The following is a 19,367-nucleotide window of genomic DNA, read 5'->3' as shown; positions in this document are numbered from 1 at the left end:
GTACCCAGAAATCGGCTAGTGTTTTTTGGCTTTATCCAATTCTCCAATAAAAGGAATAACATCTTGAATCTCTGCTCGTATGGTTACTTGTAAATACTGCTCAAGCTGTACAAATTTTGCTGCATTTATTCCTCCAATAACTTTCACCAATTTAGAATGTGTTTTGGCAAGGAGTTTTTCAGATTCTTGATTGTATTTCAAATTCTTTGAAGTTAATTCTGTTGCTTTCGCATCACTCAAAGTGGCATAATTCTTTCCGTAATCTTCTAAAATCAAAATCTTTTGCTGACTTAAGGCTTTACGTTCCGTTTCGTATTTATCATAAATAGGTTTAAATGCTGCAGCTTGCGCATCAGATAAGTTTAAGTATTCTTCGACTACATCGGCTTTCGATTTTCCATAAAGGTCTTGGATTAAATTAATTTCGTCAACAGAAGTCTGTGCTGCGGCATTCAATCCAAAAGCCAATGACAGTACAAATAGTATTTTTTTCATATTTTTATTTTATAGGTTTATTGTGCAAAAAGGCTATTTACTCTATCATTCCATCAGAAGCGCTCATGTCTCTTACACACACATATTTGCCGTCTCTTTTTTCGAAAAAGCTCATGTAGTTTCCAGTATTAATTGGCGTTTTGGTAGAATCTGTCACTTTATAATATCCTATTTCTACAACCATATTACCGTCTTTAGAAACAAAAACTTCTTTGGTTTCAAATGATATCGTATTGGTGTTATTAGTTAAATCTGATTTTAAAAATTCATATCTCGCCTCTTTACCAATAATCGGTGGCCTATTCTGATAAAAAGTTATGGCATCGTCTGCATAATATCCAATTTCTTTCAGCTGGCCAGCATTGTATGTTGCAGCATATTCATTTTCTTTTGCCTGAATTTGCTTCTTAACTTCTTTTAAGTCAATTACAGTATTTTCGTCCTTTTTTGTATTGCAGGAAATCAATAAAACACAGAATCCTGCAAGAACCCCTCTTGTAATTATTTTATTTTTCATATACATTTAATTTTCAAGTTGATATAAGATTATTTCCTTTTACAAACAGGTTCAAGAATTTGTTCGTAAACACAGTTTTTTTAATACTCTTCAAATATCTTTTGGAGTTCTGCTAAACTTCTTTGTTTCAATAATGCTACCGACAATAAGATTCTAGATTTCTGCGGATTCAAAGCGTATGAAGCGATAAGTCCAAGTTCATCATCATTGCATTCTACATTACGGCTTACAAGTCCAGTTGCAACACGCGTGCTTCGAACTACGATAATTCCTTTTTTACTGGCTCTTGCACAAGCATCTAGCGAAGCTTTGTTCATATTTCCGTTTCCAACCCCAGCAATTACAATTCCTTTAGCACCGCGTTCTATCGAAGCATCTATTAAATCTGGCTTCATATCGGCATCAGCATAAATAATATCTACGCGAGGAAAGGAGCTAACGCCCTTTACCTCAAATTCTGAGTTTTTCCCAAATTTTTGACTAGGGTAATTAAAGAAATCGTTTGTTCCGTAAGAAGTAATACCGATAAGTCCACGAAGCGGAGACATAAAAGTCTGAACAGCCGTTGTACTCACTTTTGTTAAAGATTGTGCCGAATGAATCCAATCATTCATCACCAAAAGCACTCCGCGTCCTTTTGCTTTAGGATCGCCAGCTACAGCAATCGCATTATAAAGATTTAAAGGTCCGTCTGCACTAATCGCTGTTGACGGACGCATGGATCCTACAAGCACAACTGGTTTATCTGTTTTTGTAGTTAGATTTAAAAAAAAGGCCGTTTCTTCCATCGTATCAGTTCCGTGCGTAATTACGAAACCGTCTACATCGTTGCTATTAGCCAATTCATTAATTCGATTAGCTACTTTCAGCATAATTTCAAATGACATGTCTTGAGATCCAACATTCGCTATTTGTTCGCCTTTTATATCTGCCACTTTTAAAGCATCCGGAATTGCATTTACCATTGCATCAATAGTAACTTGGCCCGAAGTATATCCGGACTGTACTCCAGTTTTAGCCGAACCTGCAATTGTTCCGCCTGTTGCCAATATTAGCACTTTAGGTTTAGCCTGTCCGAACATGCTGACATTTAGTGACAATATCAGCAGTAAAAGCATTTTTTTGTAAAAGTTGATATTTAATTTCATCATTTTGTCTTTTTAGGTTGAAGATTATTTTTGGCCTGTTAAAGTTGCTGGATCAAGCAGTTTTTTAATTTGATCTTCTGTCAGCAATTTCTTTTCGCGTATAAGTTCTAAGATTCCTTTATTGGTTGCTAATGCTTCTTTGGCCAATTCAGTTGTTTTTTCATAACCTAGAATAGGATTTAGAGCCGTTACAACACCAACACTTCTATCCATATAATGCGCCAAAACGTCTTTGTTTACTGTAATGCCATCAATACAGTTTTTTCTAAACAATGGCATTGCTTTAAAAAACAATCCTTGAGATTCCATCATGGCAATGGCTTGAACAGGTTCAAAAGCATTTAACTGCAATAAACCAGATTGCGCGGCAACCGTTACAGTCAAGTCATTCCCCATTACTTTAAAACACAATTGATTCATAAGTTCTGGCATAACCGGATTTACTTTTCCAGGCATAATTGAAGATCCAGGCTGAAGTGCAGGCAAATTGATTTCGAAAAAACCGGTACGAGGACCAGAAGCCAAAATAATCAAATCGCTGCTTATTTTTGCCAAGGCAACTGCCATACTTTTAAGTGTAGAAGAATACATTACAAAACCTTGCTGGCTGGTTGTGGCAGCAATAAGATCTTTACTCATTACGATTGGTTTTCCTGTAATTTTTGCCAGATGCGCAGCTACTTTTTCAGCATAACCTGGAGAAGCTGTAATTCCTGTCCCGATTGCTGTAGCTCCCATATTTTGTTCGCATAAATAAACTTCAGATTTTTTTAAAGCACTAATTTCTGCGTCAAGCTGATTCCCGAAAGCATGAAATTCCTGGCCTACTGTCATTGGTACAGCATCTTGCCCTTCGGTTCTTCCCATTTTTAGGATGTCTTTAAATTCATCCCCTTTTTTATGGAAAGCTTTAGCCAAAAGATCTGCCTCTTTAAGCAATTTGTCATTATGAAGCAGCAGCGCCACTTTTATCGCTGTTGGGTACACATCATTTGTCGATTGTCCCATATTAAGATCATCGTGAGGTTCGATGTATTGATATTCTCCTTTTTTATGTCCGCTCAGTTCTAATGCAATATTGGCCAAAACTTCGTTTACGTTCATATTGGCAGAAGTACCAGCACCACCTTGATACAAATCGACCAAAAATTGATCATGATATTTGCCATCAATTACAGCTTGGCAAGCTTTTTCTATAGCAGCAAGTCTATCTTTTTTAAGTCGGCCGACATCAGCATTGGCGCGTGCCGCTGCTAATTTAACCATTGCAAAAGCTTTTACATAATCAGGATAAGATTGCGTAGTCAAGCTACTTATCTGAAAATTTTCTAACGCACGTGCTGTCTGCACACCGTAATAAGCATTTGCTGGGATTTGTTTTTCTCCTAGAAGATCTTTTTCAGTTCGGGTTTGAGCATTAAGAAAGCCTAAAGACAATCCGAACAATAGCAGGTATTGTACAGTTTTACACATATTTTCTTTTTTTTATTAATTAAAAAACAAAAGGCATTTACTGAATTCTTTTATAAAATGATTGTGAAAAATTATATTTAAAAGAAAACTGTATTTTATTTATTGAAGTACTCCATCCGTCATTAAAATTTTCGCGGTTACCCCACTGAAATTCAACTCCGACCATGCAATTCTTTACAGGAGTAAACAAAAGGTTTCCCAAAACGTACTGTCCCTTTTTAAAGGCATCATCTGTTTGTCCGTCTGAGTTGTCAATATCAATCATAGAATATCCTATTGCAGTGCTAAACTTGTCACTCCAAGTATGATCTAAAAAAGCGACAACACCAACTAGAGGAAGCGCAACACCTTTTACGGGAGTTACAGGGTTACCAAAATTGTTTTTAATACCAATGTCAACAGGAGCATCATTCATGTAGTTTTGTATACCTTCTCCGTATACAACTTGTCCTCTAAAAACATCATTTTCGCTAAAATTGATATTGGTGCTTAAATTAAGTCCCCAGCCTATAGCATCTCCAGACAAATCGTACTGATCGTTATTCATATCTTTCCATTCGATTTTTCTCAAAATACCTGCTAATTCAATATAACCCCATCTTGTGCCATAATGATACTCTGCCGAAAGATCGGGCAGCGGAAATCTTGCCTTTACTCCTTGCAGTTCCACACGATTCGCATAATCTCCCTGATCGGCACTTGCTCCTGGTCTTTCTAATGCAATCGTTAATCGAGTATCGCCTTGAATTGGCATATAACGTATCTGAATATTTCTAAAAAATACCATTCCGGTTGGTCCCCAATATTCGAGCGAATTCGGGAATACGCCAATATCCATAAAAGGGCTCCAAGTTTGTCCAGCACCAAATTTTCCTAATTCCGCATAAGCATGACGCAAACGAAAAGTAGTTTGTCCGGCATCGACACCCGTACCGAATAACTCGAATTCAAAATGAGTTTTTAATTCGCCAATTCCTGTATCAAAGTAATTTTTAAATCCTAATCTGGTTTGGCGCACAGAAGCGTAATAACTGCCGTCTGGTCCGTATTGGTCTTTATAGGCAGGAAGTTTTGTTGGTCTTACTACATCATACCAATCTGATTGTATCTGATTAAAATTATAACCAATATCGGTCATAATAAAACCATAGATTTCCATGCTTTTATTCCCTTCATCTTGAGCCTGAACAAAACTGGAAATGAGAAAACAAATTATGAGGGCACAATGCCTCATAGCTGTCATTTGCAAAAACCTTTTTTTCATAATGATTATAGTTTGTTTATTATGGGATACAACTTTTAATCTGATTTTTGCAGTCCTGGCAGTCATTTTATTTTAAAAAATTGATATCTCTCAGTACGAATTTTTATTCGCCTCAAAAGCTTTCATCTGATCCTAAAAGCTTTTAGTATGGGAATGCAAAAATTTCAACACCTATACATTACAGTCTTTTTTGGTTAAAAAAAGAAACAAAACACAATTTTTACCTGATTATCAAACAAATATAACTAATACAATTGCACCATTAGAGTTATTAACCGTTACATTTAACCGTTAAAATATCAGATAAATAATACTAACATGTTAAATATTTTCATAAATTTATAACTTCATAAGCATTTGGTCTTTAACATTTTATACGCCCCAGTGACTTTTTTTTGACATTAATAATTTTCAAATAATTTATTATGGAGTCTACAAAAAAAATCCCCTCGGATAAAATTTATAATGAGCTGGAAAATGTATTAAAATTCTATTCTTTTAAGAACTCAACGCTTTTAAGCAATTTTCTGCGCTATATTGTCACAGAAACTATAGATCAAAGGCAGCAGTTCATTAAAGAATATTCTATAGCAGTAAATGCACTAAGTAGACCTTCTCATTTTAATCCCCATGATGACGCCATGGTTCGCATTCATGCAGGACGATTAAGAAAATTACTTACTGAATATTATTCTTCTGACGGAAAAGATAATCCCCTTATTATTCATGTACCAAAGGGCGGTTATGTTCCTGAATTTATTCATAATAATAAACTAAGACCTGCTGAGCTTCCTATCAACACCAATAAAAGCAATCCTGTTATTACAGTCTTCCCTTTTAAAACAATTGATCAACGGCCAGATTTAGAGGCTTTTTCGCAAATTCTTTCCGAAGAAATCAGTGCAGAACTTTCCCGTTTTCAGGACATCTCTGTAATAGGTCATTTCCCGTCTGATATCATTTCAAAAATTAATGAAAATATTCTAGAAGCCGCCAACTTGATTGGAGCCGATTTTATTATTACAGGGCATATTCAAATTATTAGTAACAAACTGCAAATAAGAATTAATCTGATAAACCCTTCTTCTGGCAAGTTTGTAATGACCAAATTGTTTACTCCTGCGACCCTAGATGATGGCATTAGAATTCAAAATGAAATAGTAAAAGATATTGTTTCTACTATGGGCGGTTACTATGGTGTTATTTTTAATGAAATGGTAAAAACGGCGCCATCTAAAATATCAAACAACTCTGGCATTTTAAGGGCAATTTGCAGTTATCATGAATATCAGCGTTCTTATTCTATTGAAAATTTTGCTAGTGCTCTATCCAATTTAACCGAAGCTGTAGAGTTGGATCCAAACCATGCAATTGCTTGGGCAATGCTGGGCGAAATGCATTTGGCTTCTATTGCCCTAGGATTAGACAATTGCAAAAAAACAATTGAGAAAAGCAGCCACTGCATTACAAAAGCCTTAAATATTGATCCTAATTGCCAACAGGCTTGGTATGCACAGACTATTATAAACTGCTTTAAAAAAGATCAGGATGACTGTCTTTCTACCGCAGAACAATGCCTGAAAATAAATCCAAATTCTTCTGGTATAACTGCAGGAATTGGCTGCGTATTGATTTTTGCAGGTTATTTTGAAAAAGGATTTAATTTATTAGAAAATGCTGTACATGCAAACCCTGCGCATCCGTGGTGGATTAATGTTGGATATTGGTACTATTACATTCATAAAAAAGAATATCAAAAGTCTTTATACTGGGCAGAAAAAATGGACTTTGAAGAGACTATTTGGGATCCTTTGCTAAAAGCCGTTTCATTATCGCTGCTTAGTGAAGACGCAAAAGCAAAAATATATCTAAATAACCTTCTAGAACTACAGCCGCAAACTGTGACAGAAATAAAAGAAACGCTTTTCAGTTTTATGTTTTCTGATGAAATTGTTTTTAAAATCATCAACAGTTTAAAAAGAATCGGGTTAAAAGATGGCATCTGATCTCTGAGAGATTTAATCAAAAACTATGTCCTAAGACTAAGCCACCTTCTTTACTGCACGTTTTTTCTTTTCCAATAATTTAAGATGATTTTCGGCACACAAAATTTTCTCGGTCGTGCCGTACTTTTGTATTTCAATGAGATAATGAAAATCTCTTTCTTTTGAAGTCGATTTTATGATAAACGCCTTCTTTAAATCCATTTTTCTTTCGATTATGGTTCCCTTGTAAGATCTCCCACTTATTGCTGTGTAGGATACCTCTTGTCCTTTTACAAATTTCATTGTTTTAGCCGTTTGTTCGTAATCGCTGCTAATACTTCTAAATATAAAAACCAATATTAAGGGGGTTAATCGGTTTTTCAATTTCGGCGAATGTATAAAGTTTCGGGAATTTATCAACCCGTATTTATACCTGTTTTTTGAATCTTAAATATAATTAATTTTTTAATGTAAAAATTACCTTCCAAAAAAAAAATGATACAATTTAGAACAGCTTCTTTTGCTTCTTTTCTACCATGAATTCCTAGTTTTGAAAGAATGAATTTTTGTTTCAAAAACAACTAAAAAAGAGCAAAATGATACAGGAAAGAGTGATGGAGAAATTGGCAATTTTAGCAGATGCGGCAAAATATGATGTTTCTTGCTCATCGGGACAAAGCACACGAAAAAATAAAAATAAAGGATTAGGAGATACTGGAGGCGGAATCTGCCATGCCTTTACAGAAGACGGACGCTGTGTTTCTCTTCTAAAAATTCTTCTTACCAATCATTGCATTTTTGATTGTGCTTATTGTGTAAGCCGAAAAAGCAACGACATCAAACGGGCTGCTTTTACCGTACAAGAAGTTGTAGACTTAACAATTGGTTTTTACAGAAGAAATTATATCGAAGGATTATTTCTTAGCTCTGGAATTTTTGACAATGCAGATTATACGATGGAACGTCTGGTTAGAATTGTCAAAAAACTAAGATTGGAAGAAAATTTTAATGGCTATATTCATCTAAAAGCAATTCCAGGTGCCAGCGAAGAATTACTAAAAGAAGCTGGATTATACGCCGACCGTTTGAGTGTAAATGTCGAAATGCCGACAGAACAAAGCCTCAAATTACTTGCTCCAGACAAAAATCATAAAGATGTGATTAAACCAATGCAATATCTAAAAAATGAGATTATTGGTTATCAGGAAGAGAAAAAAACGAACTACAAAACACCGCTTTTTGCTCCTGCTGGACAAAGCACACAAATGGTGATTGGTGCAACAAAAGAAAATGATCTGGAAATTCTTGGAATGGCCAATTACTTTTACGAACAAATGAAAATGCGTCGTGTCTATTATTCTGGTTATGTACCAATAAGCCACGACAACAGGCTTCCTGCTATTGGAACTCCCGTACCTATGATTCGCGAAAATCGTTTATACCAAGCCGATTGGCTAATTCGTTATTATGGATTTAATGTAAATGAAATTGTTGGTTTTGATCAACCGAATCTTGACTTGGATATTGACCCAAAATTAGGATGGGCTTTGCGAAATCTTCATCAGTTTCCTGTTGATATCAATACAGCCGATTTAGAAATGATTCAACGTATTCCAGGAATAGGTTTTTTGGGCGCGAAAAAGATTGTTGCTGCTAGAACTTTTAAAAGATTACAGCCTGATGATTTAAAGAAACTTGGCATTTCGTACAGTCGGTCAAAGTATTTTTTGGCTTTCTCTTCACCTTTTTATTTACAAAAAGATTTGAGTCCTATTCAAATAAAAAATCAGATTTTGAATTTGCAAAACAGTAAATACAAGAATAATTTTTCGAACCAGCTTGCTTTATTTTAATTCAAATGACACAAATTCTTTATGATGGAAGTTATGAAGGCTGGCTTACAGCTATTTTTGAAATCTACGAGTACAAACTTAAAGATGTTGTTTTTGCCAAAGAAGAAATTTCAAACACTTTACTTTTCTCCAACACGCATTCTGTAATAACGGATGAGGTAAAAGCCAATCGGGTTTTAAGTGGTTTACAGCAACGTCTTTCGCATCATGGCTTCAACAATCTTTATTTTGCTTTTTTATCTGAATTAGATCAGATTGAAGAAATTTTGTTCCGATTTGTAGCCTACGTTTTTGCAAGTAAAATTAATATTGAAGCAGATTTAAGCCGAAGCGAAGTACTAAATGTAAAAAAAGCAGCACATTTAACGGGAAAAGAAAGTCATAGAATGAAGGCTTTTGTTCGTTTTAAACTAACGAAAGACGGATTATATTATGCCATTATAGAACCCGATTGCGACGTTTTGCCACTTATCGAACAGCATTTTAAAAATCGTTATGCCGACCAGCGCTGGCTCATTTACGATTCAAAACACAAGTACGGAATTTATTATGACCTTGAAAATGTTTCTACGGTCGAAATGCAATTTGAGTCAAATCCATCATCTAGTTTTCTAGCCGAAATCAATGATGAAAACGAAGAATTTTTCGAGAATCTATGGCGCAATTATTTCAAGAGTGTCAATATCGAATCCAGAAAAAATACCAAACTTCATATCAAACACATGCCAAAACGATATTGGAAAAACCTGACGGAGAAAATCCCAAACCTCAACAAAAGGTAATTTTGTCTAAGCCATTAGTCGAAATTAAAAAGTACACTTTCAACACATAGAAACATAGACTTTTATAATGAAAAAGAAAATTCAAAGAAACCAGTTTCTACACATAGATAAGCTATGTGCTTTTAAATAAGTGAAACGCCTTTTTTTAACTTCCAAAAACTATGTCTCTATGTGTTAAAATAATTTAAACATGGTGTTACTATTTACTTTTCTTAAGAGCATCAAGCAACTCTGCCATATCTACCACAGCATAAGTTGAACAATAATCTGATACAGCATAAGGCAGAATTAAACTATTGTTATGAATAATCGCTCCACAGGAATACACCACATTTGGCACATATCCTTCTCGCTCATCTTCCAAAGGAGAAAGCAAAGGTTCTGTAAGCCTTCCTATTTCTTTTGAAGGATCATCAAGATCAAATAGCGAAGCACCAATACAATAACGTCTCATTGTACCAACTCCATGCGTAATAACAAGCCAGCCTTCTTCTGTCCATAATGGAGAACCGCAATTTCCTATCTGAGTCAATTCCCAAGTAAATTTAGGCTTTTGCAAAAGAATTGGCGTGTTCCACTGCGTGACACGATCAGAATACATAATATAATTGTTCACGCCGTCAATTCTCGCCAGCATGGCATATTTGCCTTTTATTTTTCTCGGAAACAATGCGAGATTTTTATTCTGTGCTCCTTCTCCATGAAGTGGCATAACTCTAAAACTATAAAAATCTTCAGTAGAAATTAATTTGGGTAGAATTGTGTGTCCGTTATAAGCAGTATAAGTTGCCATAACACGATCTGAGCCGTTATCATCAACAAAACGTACAAAACGAGCATCTTCTATTCCGCGGCTTTCAGAATCTGAAATCGGAAAAATGACACGTTCCGTTATATCCGAATCATGTTTGAACTGCAAATCGTAAAAGGAATTTGCCAGCCACAAAATTTCTTCCAGCGCTACCTTTCTTTCTTCTCGAATCAAAGGATCTTTTAAAGCCTCAATCAGCATGTTTTTAAGAACAGCAAATTCAAATTCATCAGGAAGATCCTGCATAATCTGAGCAATATACTTATCGGTTGTATGCATTTCATACAGCTTGGTCAAAAATCGCTCTTTATTAAATAATGTTTTATGCTCGATTTCTGCCTGATCAATATGATTTCCTATTTTCATGATATGCAGATTATTGTCGCGATCTAAAATAGCTCTTCTAAAAACAATAGATGAGATATGGCCTTCACCCGTTGCACGAAAAGAAATTATAACCCGTTTTTCTCCCATTTCCAATCCCGTCTGATCAAAATCTTCTACAATAGAAGGATTAAAAATCGCAGCCGATTCTATAGCATATTCCATCGTGCAGTAAGACCCAATCAGCATTTTTCGGTCTAGAGACATGGCTTCATAATCAATCTGCATTCCTTCTATAATTGGTCTTATTCTTTCGCAGTGTCTAAAGAATACAGCCGAAATATTTCGATGTCTTCTCGCAAATTCGCGAAGCGTCTGCTCCAAAGTCTGCAGCACCTGTTTCTCATCCAGCATCATTATCCGAACTATCATTTGCTGGGTCCGTTCCTGCCCGTTCATAAAATATCGGGCAACAACTCTTCTTGAATCGGGCAAAAACTTTACATTTTTTCGGACAACGGATACTCGCATAACTGGGAAATTTTAAGACTGTAACATTAAAGGAATATTTTATTACACAACAAGTTAGTGATTTTTGTTAAAGTAAAAAACTTAATTTTTTATTAAAACTTCGAATTGGTCTATAATCCTAAGTTCTCTTTAACCAATTTTCTCAAAAGTTTTTTCTTAATTTCGTTTTTATACCAGCAACTTAAAGCAATGAAGAATAAAGTTAAATTTTTGAGAGAAGAAAAAAACATGACTCAAAATGAACTTGCCGAAAAATCGGGTCTTTCACTACGAACTATACAGAGAATTGAAGCTGGAAATATGCTCAAAGGTTTTACTTTAAAAACACTTGCCGAAGCTCTAGAAACCAATCCAGAAAACCTTACTTTCAAAAAAGAAAACATCCAAATCGAAAGAGCCAAACTGATTAATCTTTCTGTTTTATCCGGACTTATCATTCCGTTTGGAAGCGTTATTTTTCCTTTAATTTTAACGTATAAAACCCAAGATTCAACAAACAAAGAATTAGGAAAACAAATTGTAAGCCTCCAAATTGTTTTAAGTCTTATCCTTTCGGTTTTAATGATTGCAAGTCCGTTTATTCAAAATTCGTTTACTTTAAAATTTCCGCTTTTTATAATTCCATTAATTGCTATCCTTAGCTTAAAACTGCTGATTGTCGTTCTAAATGGAATCTGTTTAGACCAAAAACAAGAACTGGCCATAAAACTGAAAACCAACTTCTTATAAAGCAAGTCATAAAAATGACGTAAAACTGTCGTACTGTTTTTTCACGAAAATCGGAATCGAAATCCGAATCTTGCAGAAAAAACAGACCATGAAATTATTTAAGAAAATTGCATCCGTACTTTTAATTGTTATCCTTTTATTCTTGTTGGGTGGCTATTTTTATTTCCAAAAGAAATTCACTCCGCCAGAGAACTATTTGAAGGTTTCGGGAATTGCAGAAAAAATTCCAATAAAATGGATTTCAAGCAACAACAACCCACATTCTGCTTTGCTTTTACCTGTTAAAATAAAAGGAATTAGTCGGACATTTTACATGCAGTTTGATTCGGGTTCGCCTATTACTGTTTTCTACAAAAAATCATTAGAATCTATTGCTGAAAAATTTCAAAATCAGCCGAAAATTGACAATGAAAACTCATCGATTTCTACTGCTTTCACAATCGAAAATATGAATGTAATTTCAGATACGTTTGAAGTTTTGAATTATGGCGAAAAAATAAATTTTGACGATTTAAAAGCTGTAAATATAATTGGTACAATTGGAACCGACTTATTAGAAAAACGAATTACTATTTTAGATTTTAAAAACAATCAATGCTCTTTCATTGAAAAAATTCAAGAAGATGATTTTGTGGATTTTGAATTTAAAAAACGTAAAATTCTTATTCCTTCTACCATCGAAAATGAAAAATTAAAACTGCTTTACGATTCTGGAACCAGCGGTTATGAATTGATTACTACAAAAGAAATCTGGCAGGAATACCGCAATAAAAATAGCGTTGTGAAAACTGAAAAAGGAAATTCTTGGGGAAATACTTTGAGCGTTTATTCCGCTTCCGCGAAAAAGAAAATACAATTTCAAAAAACCATTATAAATCTTTCTGAAGTTACCTATATCGAAGGTACTTCAGATCTGCAAAATTTCTTAATGAAACGTTCGGGAATGCAGGGAATGATTGGCAACAAACTATTCCTAAACCACAAATTGATTCTGGATTGCAAAACCGAAAAATTTAAATTGGAATAAAAGTAAAATTCTACAATACTAAACGATTTTAAGAATTGATTTTGATGATATTTTTGACGTTCTCGATAAAAGTTTCGGTGTCTTTGATTTCTTGTTTTATCAATTGATGATGATCAGACAAATCGTGCTGCTCCATCATATCTTTTTTTAAATATTTGATCATCGATTCCAGGCTTCGCGTGTCATCTTGATTTTGTCTTTTTAATTCACGCTGTTTGCTTTCCAGATATTTTAAAGTCTCTTTTAACTTTTGAACGTTTAATTTTCCCAAACCTTTATTTTTAATATTTATAAAAACAATTGCTGGAAATGCAAGAATTCAATATGCTCCAAAAACCAATACCATTTGAATTCAACCTCATCCCCAGCCATTGTTACTGGTACTTACGAACAAATTGATTTTTTGGATTTAGAAATTTTCCTATTTTTTTGATAATTTTTAAAACAAGAAAATAAACAATTGAATTACAAATGTTTAAATTAAAAACAGGAAGGAAATATTTTTAATTTTGAAGCAAAACAGAAAAGAATGAATGTGATTACAAATCATTTTCACGATTAAAAAACACAACTTTCAGAATCTCAAAACATTAGCAAAAATCATTTAAAATTGTGAATATCTATTTGAAGATTTAACTAATTATTTTGCAGTAAGATTTATCTTTGGCATCCTTAAAATTTAAAAAGAGATGAGCGCAATTTGGTACGAATGCAAAGTAAAATATAGAAAGACAGATGAAACTGGAGGACAAAAAGTTTTAACCGAGCCTTATTTGGTTGATGCTTTGTCTTATACAGAAGCTGAAAAAAGAATGACCGAAGAAATGGCCGCTTATACGAGTGAAGAATTTAAAATCACGGCGATCAAAGTGGCAAATTATGCTGAAATTCATCCTTTTGAAAATGCAGACAGATGGTTTAAATCTAAAATCACTTTAATCGCTTATGATGAAGAAAGCGGTAAGGAAAGGAAAACGAGCATGTATATGCTGGTTCAGGCAAATGATGTTCGAGAAGCTTATGACAACACACTTCACATAATGAAAAATACAATGGGCGAATATTCTATTCCTGCTATTACAGAAACACCAATTATGGATGTTTTCCCATATTTCAGCGGTGAAGAAGGCGAAACAGAAATGTTGGAAAGATTTAATACCTTGAAAGCTTCTAAACCAGAAAAGCCAGAAGCAGAAGTAATTGACCACATGGAATTTGAAACTGTCGAGGAATAAGATCTTTAAATTCAAGACTTTTTCTAAAAGACTCAAAATAAAAAAAGCAAAATAGATTTCTATTTTGCTTTTTTTATTTCATCCTATTTTAATAAAGCATTTTTGCCAATGGCGTAACTGCCGAAGCCGATTTTGGCAATAAAGCCGTAAGTGCATCAAATTGCGTCGGACTTACACTCTTTTTCATTTTGGATATAAAAGACTCTCTAGTGGTAGTCATTTTAGAAGTATAGCCCGCTTTGTCAGTAGCCATCGTAGGCAAAATATTCTTCTTTTTGTTTAGAGTTTCATTTACCAATGAATTTACCACCGGTTTTTGAGCATCTGTTAATTTTAATTTTGGAGATAGCACACCCATAACCTGATTCGCTAAACTAGCAACATCAAAACCGGGTACTGCCGCTGTCGACGCCTTACTCGCCGCTTTTGTAACATCTCCTATACTTTGTGCATTTGTAAATGAAATTGTCCCTAAAAAGACAACTAAAATCAATAATTTCTTTTTCATGGTATTTTCTTTTAAAGTTATTTGCTTGATACTAAAGGTAATAAAAATGTTAATCCAACTGACATCTTAAAACTATAAATATCTAAACACCTGCACTTTACACCATTTTACTCAGAAACATACCGAATATTCTAAAATCAAAATAAGTTCTATCTTAGCTACAGAATTGCGTGTTGATTTGAAACCACTTATAACACAAAAGCCCAAGAAACCTAAGAAACCAAAATCTATATGACCAAAAGAAACCTGATTTTATTCGGATTTATTGTTTTAAAATTCATTCTCCAATATATTTTAATTAGTCCAGAATACGATTTACAGCGTGACGAATATCTACATCTCGATCAGGCGCATCATTTGGCTTGGGGCTATTTATCTGTTCCGCCTGTTACTTCTTGGTTTTCGTATATTATTTATCTGCTCGGGAATTCGGTTTTCTGGATCAAGTTCTTCCCTGCCCTATTTGGCGCATTGACGCTTTTAATTGTCTGGAAAACTATAGAACTTTTAAAAGGAAATCTTTATGCTTTAATCCTTGGTGCTTTATGCGTTTTGTTTTCGTGTTTGCTTCGTCTCAACACATTATATCAGCCCAATTCTTTCGACGTTTTATGCTGGACTGCATTTTATTATTTTCTCATACAATACATTACTTCAGAAAACACAAAATGGATTTATTTCGCTGGAATAAGTTTCGCCTTGGGTTTCCTGAACAAGTACAATATTGTGTTTTTATTTCTCGGATTAATTCCCGCTATTTTACTTTCTAAACAGCGAAAAATACTCGCAAAAAAGGAGTTTTATTTTGCCCTTATTTTAGGATTAATACTAATTCTGCCAAATCTTTACTGGCAGTACAGCAATCATTTTCCGATTGTACATCATATGAAAGAATTAGCTGAAACACAATTAGTCAATGTAGATAGAGCCGACTTTATAAAAGAACAGATTCTCTTTTTTATTGGAGGATTATTGGTGATTTTAGCTGGACTTTATGCCGTTTTATTTTACCAGCCTTTCAAAAAGTACCAGTTGTTTTTTGCAACCTTTATTTTCACGCTTTTGATTTTTATTTACTTCAAAGCAAAGGCTTATTACGCTATCGGATTATATCCGATTTATATTGCTTTTGGAGCTGTATTTTTATCTGAAATTCTAAACGATGGTTGGAAACGTTTTCTAAAACCTGTTTTTATCCTGATTCCGTTATTGTTTTTTATTCCGATGTACAACATTGCTTTTCCAAACAAAAGTCCTGAATATATGGTGGCACATCCCGAGAAATACAAAAAAATGGGAATGCTGCGCTGGGAAGACGGAAAAGACCATCATTTGCCTCAGGATTTTGCAGATATGCTGGGCTGGAAAGAATTGGCGAGAAAAACAGATTCACTTTACGCATTATTGCCCAACCAAAAAGAAACCATTGTGCTCTGCGATAATTACGGACAAGCGGGAGCGATTAATTTTTATTCTAAGAAAGGAATCAAAGCCGTTTCTTTCAACGCCGACTATCTCAATTGGTTTGATCTTAGCATTCAGTACAAAAATCTGATTCGTGTTAAGGAATATGACGAAAACAATGAAGAGCTTAAAGAAACAAGTCCGTATTTTGAAACGGCTGTTATTGGCGATCAGATAAAAAATCAATACGCCAGAGAATATGGAACTACTATTTTTGTTTTCACAAAAGCTAAAATCAATATCAACAAAAGATTAGAACAAGAAATTAACGAAGAAAAAAGCGAAATTATAAATGATTAATTTCAAAGACATATCTTATTTAAAAACTGGAAATCCAAAACAGCAAGCTGCATTTCATGTTTTAACCAAACATCAAGTTTTGGAAAACCTTGCTGATTTTGATCCTATTTTGGTTGGCACGATTCCTATAAATATTGCTATTGGAGACAGTGATTTGGATATTGTCTGTTATTGGCAAAACAAATCTGCCTTTATTGAAAGAATTAAAAATCTATTCGAAAAAGAAAACCGTTTTTCGATTCGAGAAATTGTGATTGACAATAAGGAATCGGTTGTTGCAAACTTCTTTATTGAGGCCTTCGAAATAGAAATCTTTGGACAAAATACTCCGACCGAACTTCAAAATGGCTACAGACATATGCTTATTGAAGACCAGATTCTTTGCTCTAGAGACGAAAACTTTAGATTAGCCATCATAAAACTAAAAGAAAACGGTATAAAAACCGAACCTGCATTTGGCGCGCTATTAGGCTTAAAAGGAAACGTTTACCAAGAATTATTGGATTATAAAATCTAAGAAAAGTCGTCTTTTATAAAAATTATAAAAAATAAAGTACTAAAATTATTTGCATAACCGTATTTAGTGTGTATCTTTGCACCCGAAACATCGCGGGATAGAGCAGTAGGCAGCTCGTCGGGCTCATAACCCGAAGGTCACAGGTTCGAGTCCTGTTCCCGCTACTAAGAAAAACACCACTTGCTACAAGTGGTGTTTTTTTATTTATATCAGTTTGTAATATGGATGAATTTGTTGTTTACATTCTTTATTCTGAAAAATATAAGAAAACTTATACTGGTTTCACTTCTGACTTAATTGATAGATTCAAATCACATAATCTTCTTGGAACAAAAGGTTATACTCTAAAATTCAGACCGTGGATAGTTATTCATGTTGATTTTTTTAATTCTAAAACCGAAGCAATGAAAAGAGAAAAATATTTAAAAACCGGAACAGGAAGAGAATTCATAAAAAATCTTATTTCTAAGATTTAGCTCGTCGGGCTCATATCCGCCGCGGCGGACACAGGTTCGAGTCCTGTTCCCGCTACACAGACAAAAAGCTTCAGAGAAATCTGGAGCTTTTTTTTGTTTAAATACGATCTTTAATAGACATAAGTAATTTTTGATTCAGATTGCCAGTGCGAAGTCAGGAGACATTCGCACAGCATTTCATTAGAACTCTTCGGAGAGCGGGGCTGCGAAATAAAACCATATTTGGTTGCAATATAGGAAGTACTTCCCGAATGATCCGGGTGAAAATAGAAAATATCATTTTCCGGCATTCCTGTTCCTGTAAAACCTTCACCAGATTTTCTAACAAAAAAGATGAACATTACTGCTCATCTCTAAGTTATAATTTGATAATTTTCGCTCTTTTTTAATGAGTTATAAATTTAAAAATGTATATCATTAGCGCTTCATAATAAAATAATAAAACATCTAAAAACATTAAAATGCAGAGTAATTCCTTATCAAACTACTATTGACGAAATTACTTCTCGGGCACAGATTGCAAATCTACGCGATCGAGTTCCAAATCAGCGCGATCGGGATCTAAAATAATATAATATTCTGTTACAAACTATTACAAATAAAAACATGACTATGCCTGAAATCATACTACCCAGCAGTAATATAAGCCACCAATATGGTAAAACCCACATTACGTAATATATAAAGTAATTTATTAAATCTTTATACCATATTCCTTCATAATATTTTTCTCTAAAAATATCATCGTTAAATCCAGATAAATAAGATAATAGAAAAATAACTAAAAAACTTATTAGACAACAAATTACTAATTTTTTCATTTTATTCATTCTTTTCATTTTTATGTGGGTCTGCCTTTTCAAAAAGGGCGTTCCATTCCTTTAAACTATACACCTTGTTGCTACCATCAGTAGATTGCACACCAGTAAAATTACCTTTTTTATCTATCATAATATTAAAACTAAACTCAGAAATTGGTCTTTCATTTTTACCCCATAGACTTGAAAATGGACTTCCTTCATAATACCCTACTCCAATAAAGACACTTTGCCCGCTTGGATCAGTAATAAATGCCTCAGTACTAGGAAAATTATCTCCCTTTAAATTTCCTCTTATTGATAAAAATCCTTTTTCTTTATTTTCATTAATATAAAAACTTGCAGATACATCTATATTTGGTGCACCAGGAGTTAATGGATTAGCTCCTGAATAAGAAGTACTAAATGTGAAATTTTTATCAGAACCTTCTTTGTAAACACCAAAACCCGAAGTAAAAGTACCAGATGGACTTGCGGTAGCTTTTATTGAAGGTGCGGCAGTATGATAAGTATTAGAACTCCATGTTCGAAGACTAATATTTTCTTTATCTGTATCAAAATTAATTTTCTGATGTACTCTTGCCGAAGCATTTAGATTAGTAGAAAAACTTCTATCGTCACCATGAAATCCACCTCCAAAATGTTTAAATGGAGCAAATGATCTTATTGTTATAGGATATGGCGTATTACCATCTGGATCTACAAACTTTATAGGATTATTAAAGCTAAAAACAAAAGTTCCAAAATTAGGCATTTTCTCCGCCATCTTATCAACACTCAACCACAAATTAGTCTTCGCGTCATAATACCTAGCCCCATAATAAGAAAGATTGGTCTCCCTATCTAACTCCTTACCATTAAACAAATATGGACTCGAAAAACTAGACGAATGCTCTTCAAACAAAACCTCTCCAAAAGCAATATACTCCACATGCTGGCTAATGCTTCCGCTTTTGGTTGTAATATACGAAGCACTTCCCAAATGATCAGAAAAATAATAAGTCTAACTATAAAACACAAAAAACCTCGCAACTTGCGAGGTTCTATTTTTGCAATTCTTTATCGATTATCTTTGCGCCTCACGGAAGGATTCGTGTGGAGCGAGGGATT

20 protein-coding genes and 1 tRNA gene are annotated in these 19,367 nt (G+C 34.1%); 10 read left to right on the top strand and 11 right to left on the bottom strand.

The features are described from left to right. Nucleotides 1-15 precede the first annotated feature (15 nt). From OZP10_RS13390 to OZP10_RS13370, 5 genes are all read right to left on the bottom strand, one after another. Nucleotides 16-495, bottom strand: a complete 480-nt coding sequence (locus OZP10_RS13390) for a hypothetical protein (protein WP_281631329.1) — start codon at nucleotides 493-495, stop codon at nucleotides 16-18. 37 nt (nucleotides 496-532) lie between these two features. Continuing rightward, nucleotides 533-1,012: a YybH family protein gene (locus OZP10_RS13385; protein WP_281631328.1), complete on the bottom strand. Its 480-nt coding sequence runs from the start codon at nucleotides 1,010-1,012 to the stop codon at nucleotides 533-535. A gap of 80 nt (nucleotides 1,013-1,092) precedes the next feature. Next, entirely contained in the window at nucleotides 1,093-2,163 is a 1,071-nt protein-coding gene (locus tag OZP10_RS13380; protein WP_281631327.1) for a type II asparaginase, read from the bottom strand. A 21-nt stretch (nucleotides 2,164-2,184) separates the two neighbouring features. Continuing rightward, nucleotides 2,185-3,633 carry an aspartate ammonia-lyase gene (locus OZP10_RS13375; protein ID WP_281631326.1) on the bottom strand — a complete coding sequence of 483 codons (1,449 nt, stop codon included), beginning with the start codon at nucleotides 3,631-3,633 and terminating at the stop codon, nucleotides 2,185-2,187. 37 nt (nucleotides 3,634-3,670) lie between these two features. Continuing rightward, entirely contained in the window at nucleotides 3,671-4,897 is a 1,227-nt protein-coding gene (locus OZP10_RS13370; RefSeq protein WP_281631325.1) for a DcaP family trimeric outer membrane transporter, read from the bottom strand. A 425-nt stretch (nucleotides 4,898-5,322) separates the two neighbouring features. Between OZP10_RS13370 and OZP10_RS13365 the strand changes: the two genes are divergently transcribed. Continuing rightward, nucleotides 5,323-6,903: a tetratricopeptide repeat protein gene (locus OZP10_RS13365; RefSeq protein WP_281631324.1), complete on the top strand. Its 1,581-nt coding sequence runs from the start codon at nucleotides 5,323-5,325 to the stop codon at nucleotides 6,901-6,903. 36 nt (nucleotides 6,904-6,939) lie between these two features. Here OZP10_RS13365 and OZP10_RS13360 read toward each other — a convergent pair whose 3' ends face one another. After that, nucleotides 6,940-7,185 carry a hypothetical protein gene (locus OZP10_RS13360; protein WP_281631323.1) on the bottom strand — a complete coding sequence of 82 codons (246 nt, stop codon included), beginning with the start codon at nucleotides 7,183-7,185 and terminating at the stop codon, nucleotides 6,940-6,942. A 293-nt stretch (nucleotides 7,186-7,478) separates the two neighbouring features. On the opposite strand from OZP10_RS13360, the gene OZP10_RS13355 reads away from it, so the two are divergent. Beyond that, a complete protein-coding gene (locus OZP10_RS13355) occupies nucleotides 7,479-8,735 on the top strand; it encodes a putative DNA modification/repair radical SAM protein (protein WP_281631322.1) in 1,257 nt (418 codons plus the stop codon). Between the two features lie 5 nt (nucleotides 8,736-8,740). Then, nucleotides 8,741-9,517, top strand: coding sequence for a TIGR03915 family putative DNA repair protein (locus OZP10_RS13350; protein WP_281631321.1), 777 nt, complete (start codon nucleotides 8,741-8,743; stop codon nucleotides 9,515-9,517). Between the two features lie 199 nt (nucleotides 9,518-9,716). Here OZP10_RS13350 and OZP10_RS13345 read toward each other — a convergent pair whose 3' ends face one another. Beyond that, a complete protein-coding gene (locus OZP10_RS13345) occupies nucleotides 9,717-11,183 on the bottom strand; it encodes a glycoside hydrolase family 130 protein (protein ID WP_281631320.1) in 1,467 nt (488 codons plus the stop codon). A gap of 189 nt (nucleotides 11,184-11,372) precedes the next feature. Between OZP10_RS13345 and OZP10_RS13340 the strand changes: the two genes are divergently transcribed. Together OZP10_RS13340 and OZP10_RS13335 are read left to right on the top strand one after the other, a co-directional pair. Then, entirely contained in the window at nucleotides 11,373-11,912 is a 540-nt protein-coding gene (locus OZP10_RS13340) for a helix-turn-helix domain-containing protein (protein WP_281631319.1), read from the top strand. Between the two features lie 88 nt (nucleotides 11,913-12,000). Further along, nucleotides 12,001-12,939, top strand: a complete 939-nt coding sequence (locus tag OZP10_RS13335) for a hypothetical protein (protein ID WP_281631318.1) — start codon at nucleotides 12,001-12,003, stop codon at nucleotides 12,937-12,939. Nucleotides 12,940-12,967: 28 nt separating this feature from the next. On the opposite strand, the gene OZP10_RS13330 is transcribed toward OZP10_RS13335, so the two are convergent. Beyond that, entirely contained in the window at nucleotides 12,968-13,210 is a 243-nt protein-coding gene (locus OZP10_RS13330) for a hypothetical protein (RefSeq protein WP_177210722.1), read from the bottom strand. A gap of 418 nt (nucleotides 13,211-13,628) precedes the next feature. Here OZP10_RS13330 and OZP10_RS13325 point away from each other — a divergent pair, with 418 nt between their 5' ends. Then, nucleotides 13,629-14,174 carry a DUF4494 domain-containing protein gene (locus OZP10_RS13325; RefSeq protein WP_177210723.1) on the top strand — a complete coding sequence of 182 codons (546 nt, stop codon included), beginning with the start codon at nucleotides 13,629-13,631 and terminating at the stop codon, nucleotides 14,172-14,174. Nucleotides 14,175-14,262: 88 nt separating this feature from the next. Here the strand turns inward: OZP10_RS13325 and OZP10_RS13320 are convergent, their stop codons facing one another. Next, nucleotides 14,263-14,682: a hypothetical protein gene (locus OZP10_RS13320; RefSeq protein WP_281631317.1), complete on the bottom strand. Its 420-nt coding sequence runs from the start codon at nucleotides 14,680-14,682 to the stop codon at nucleotides 14,263-14,265. A gap of 231 nt (nucleotides 14,683-14,913) precedes the next feature. Between OZP10_RS13320 and OZP10_RS13315 the strand changes: the two genes are divergently transcribed. From OZP10_RS13315 to OZP10_RS13300, 4 genes are all read left to right on the top strand, one after another. Continuing rightward, a complete protein-coding gene (locus tag OZP10_RS13315) occupies nucleotides 14,914-16,446 on the top strand; it encodes a glycosyltransferase family 39 protein (RefSeq protein ID WP_281631316.1) in 1,533 nt (510 codons plus the stop codon). After that, nucleotides 16,439-16,963, top strand: a complete 525-nt coding sequence (locus OZP10_RS13310; protein ID WP_281631315.1) for a DUF4269 domain-containing protein — start codon at nucleotides 16,439-16,441, stop codon at nucleotides 16,961-16,963. Before OZP10_RS13315 ends, OZP10_RS13310 begins: the two co-directional genes overlap by 8 nt. 91 nt (nucleotides 16,964-17,054) lie before the next feature. Next, nucleotides 17,055-17,127, top strand: a tRNA-Met gene (locus tag OZP10_RS13305). A 57-nt stretch (nucleotides 17,128-17,184) separates the two neighbouring features. Beyond that, nucleotides 17,185-17,439, top strand: coding sequence for a GIY-YIG nuclease family protein (locus tag OZP10_RS13300; protein ID WP_281631314.1), 255 nt, complete (start codon nucleotides 17,185-17,187; stop codon nucleotides 17,437-17,439). 110 nt (nucleotides 17,440-17,549) lie between these two features. On the opposite strand, the gene OZP10_RS13295 is transcribed toward OZP10_RS13300, so the two are convergent. Together OZP10_RS13295 and OZP10_RS13290 are read right to left on the bottom strand one after the other, a co-directional pair. Further along, complete coding sequence (locus OZP10_RS13295) at nucleotides 17,550-17,780, bottom strand: hypothetical protein (RefSeq protein ID WP_281631313.1); 231 nt, start codon at nucleotides 17,778-17,780, stop codon at nucleotides 17,550-17,552. 481 nt (nucleotides 17,781-18,261) lie between these two features. Beyond that, on the bottom strand, nucleotides 18,262-19,239 hold the full coding sequence (locus OZP10_RS13290; protein ID WP_281631312.1) for an RHS repeat domain-containing protein: 978 nt from the start codon (nucleotides 19,237-19,239) through the stop codon (nucleotides 18,262-18,264). Nucleotides 19,240-19,367 lie beyond the last annotated feature (128 nt).

The sequence above is a fragment of the Flavobacterium luteolum genome, from assembly GCF_027111275.1.
GTDB lineage: Bacteria > Bacteroidota > Bacteroidia > Flavobacteriales > Flavobacteriaceae > Flavobacterium > Flavobacterium luteolum.
This window is presented reverse-complemented; position numbering and strand designations above follow the sequence as displayed.

Bases quoted from the DNA above. Each gene is read 5' to 3' on its own strand.
- OZP10_RS13345 (WP_281631320.1), bottom strand. From the start codon at position 11,183: ATGCGAGTATCCGTTGTCCGAAAAAATGTAAAGTTTTTGCCCGATTCA.
- OZP10_RS13350 (WP_281631321.1), top strand. From the start codon at position 8,741: ATGACACAAATTCTTTATGATGGAAGTTATGAAGGCTGGCTTACAGCT.
- OZP10_RS13315 (WP_281631316.1), top strand. From the start codon at position 14,914: ATGACCAAAAGAAACCTGATTTTATTCGGATTTATTGTTTTAAAATTC.
- OZP10_RS13390 (WP_281631329.1), bottom strand. From the start codon at position 495: ATGAAAAAAATACTATTTGTACTGTCATTGGCTTTTGGATTGAATGCC.
- OZP10_RS13385 (WP_281631328.1), bottom strand. From the start codon at position 1,012: ATGAAAAATAAAATAATTACAAGAGGGGTTCTTGCAGGATTCTGTGTT.
- OZP10_RS13325 (WP_177210723.1), top strand. From the start codon at position 13,629: ATGAGCGCAATTTGGTACGAATGCAAAGTAAAATATAGAAAGACAGAT.
- OZP10_RS13380 (WP_281631327.1), bottom strand. From the start codon at position 2,163: ATGATGAAATTAAATATCAACTTTTACAAAAAAATGCTTTTACTGCTG.
- OZP10_RS13335 (WP_281631318.1), top strand. From the start codon at position 12,001: ATGAAATTATTTAAGAAAATTGCATCCGTACTTTTAATTGTTATCCTT.
- OZP10_RS13370 (WP_281631325.1), bottom strand. From the start codon at position 4,897: ATGAAAAAAAGGTTTTTGCAAATGACAGCTATGAGGCATTGTGCCCTC.
- OZP10_RS13365 (WP_281631324.1), top strand. From the start codon at position 5,323: ATGGAGTCTACAAAAAAAATCCCCTCGGATAAAATTTATAATGAGCTG.
- OZP10_RS13295 (WP_281631313.1), bottom strand. From the start codon at position 17,780: ATGTTCATCTTTTTTGTTAGAAAATCTGGTGAAGGTTTTACAGGAACA.
- OZP10_RS13360 (WP_281631323.1), bottom strand. From the start codon at position 7,185: ATGAAATTTGTAAAAGGACAAGAGGTATCCTACACAGCAATAAGTGGG.
- OZP10_RS13310 (WP_281631315.1), top strand. From the start codon at position 16,439: ATGATTAATTTCAAAGACATATCTTATTTAAAAACTGGAAATCCAAAA.
- OZP10_RS13320 (WP_281631317.1), bottom strand. From the start codon at position 14,682: ATGAAAAAGAAATTATTGATTTTAGTTGTCTTTTTAGGGACAATTTCA.
- OZP10_RS13355 (WP_281631322.1), top strand. From the start codon at position 7,479: ATGATACAGGAAAGAGTGATGGAGAAATTGGCAATTTTAGCAGATGCG.
- OZP10_RS13340 (WP_281631319.1), top strand. From the start codon at position 11,373: ATGAAGAATAAAGTTAAATTTTTGAGAGAAGAAAAAAACATGACTCAA.
- OZP10_RS13375 (WP_281631326.1), bottom strand. From the start codon at position 3,633: ATGTGTAAAACTGTACAATACCTGCTATTGTTCGGATTGTCTTTAGGC.
- OZP10_RS13300 (WP_281631314.1), top strand. From the start codon at position 17,185: ATGGATGAATTTGTTGTTTACATTCTTTATTCTGAAAAATATAAGAAA.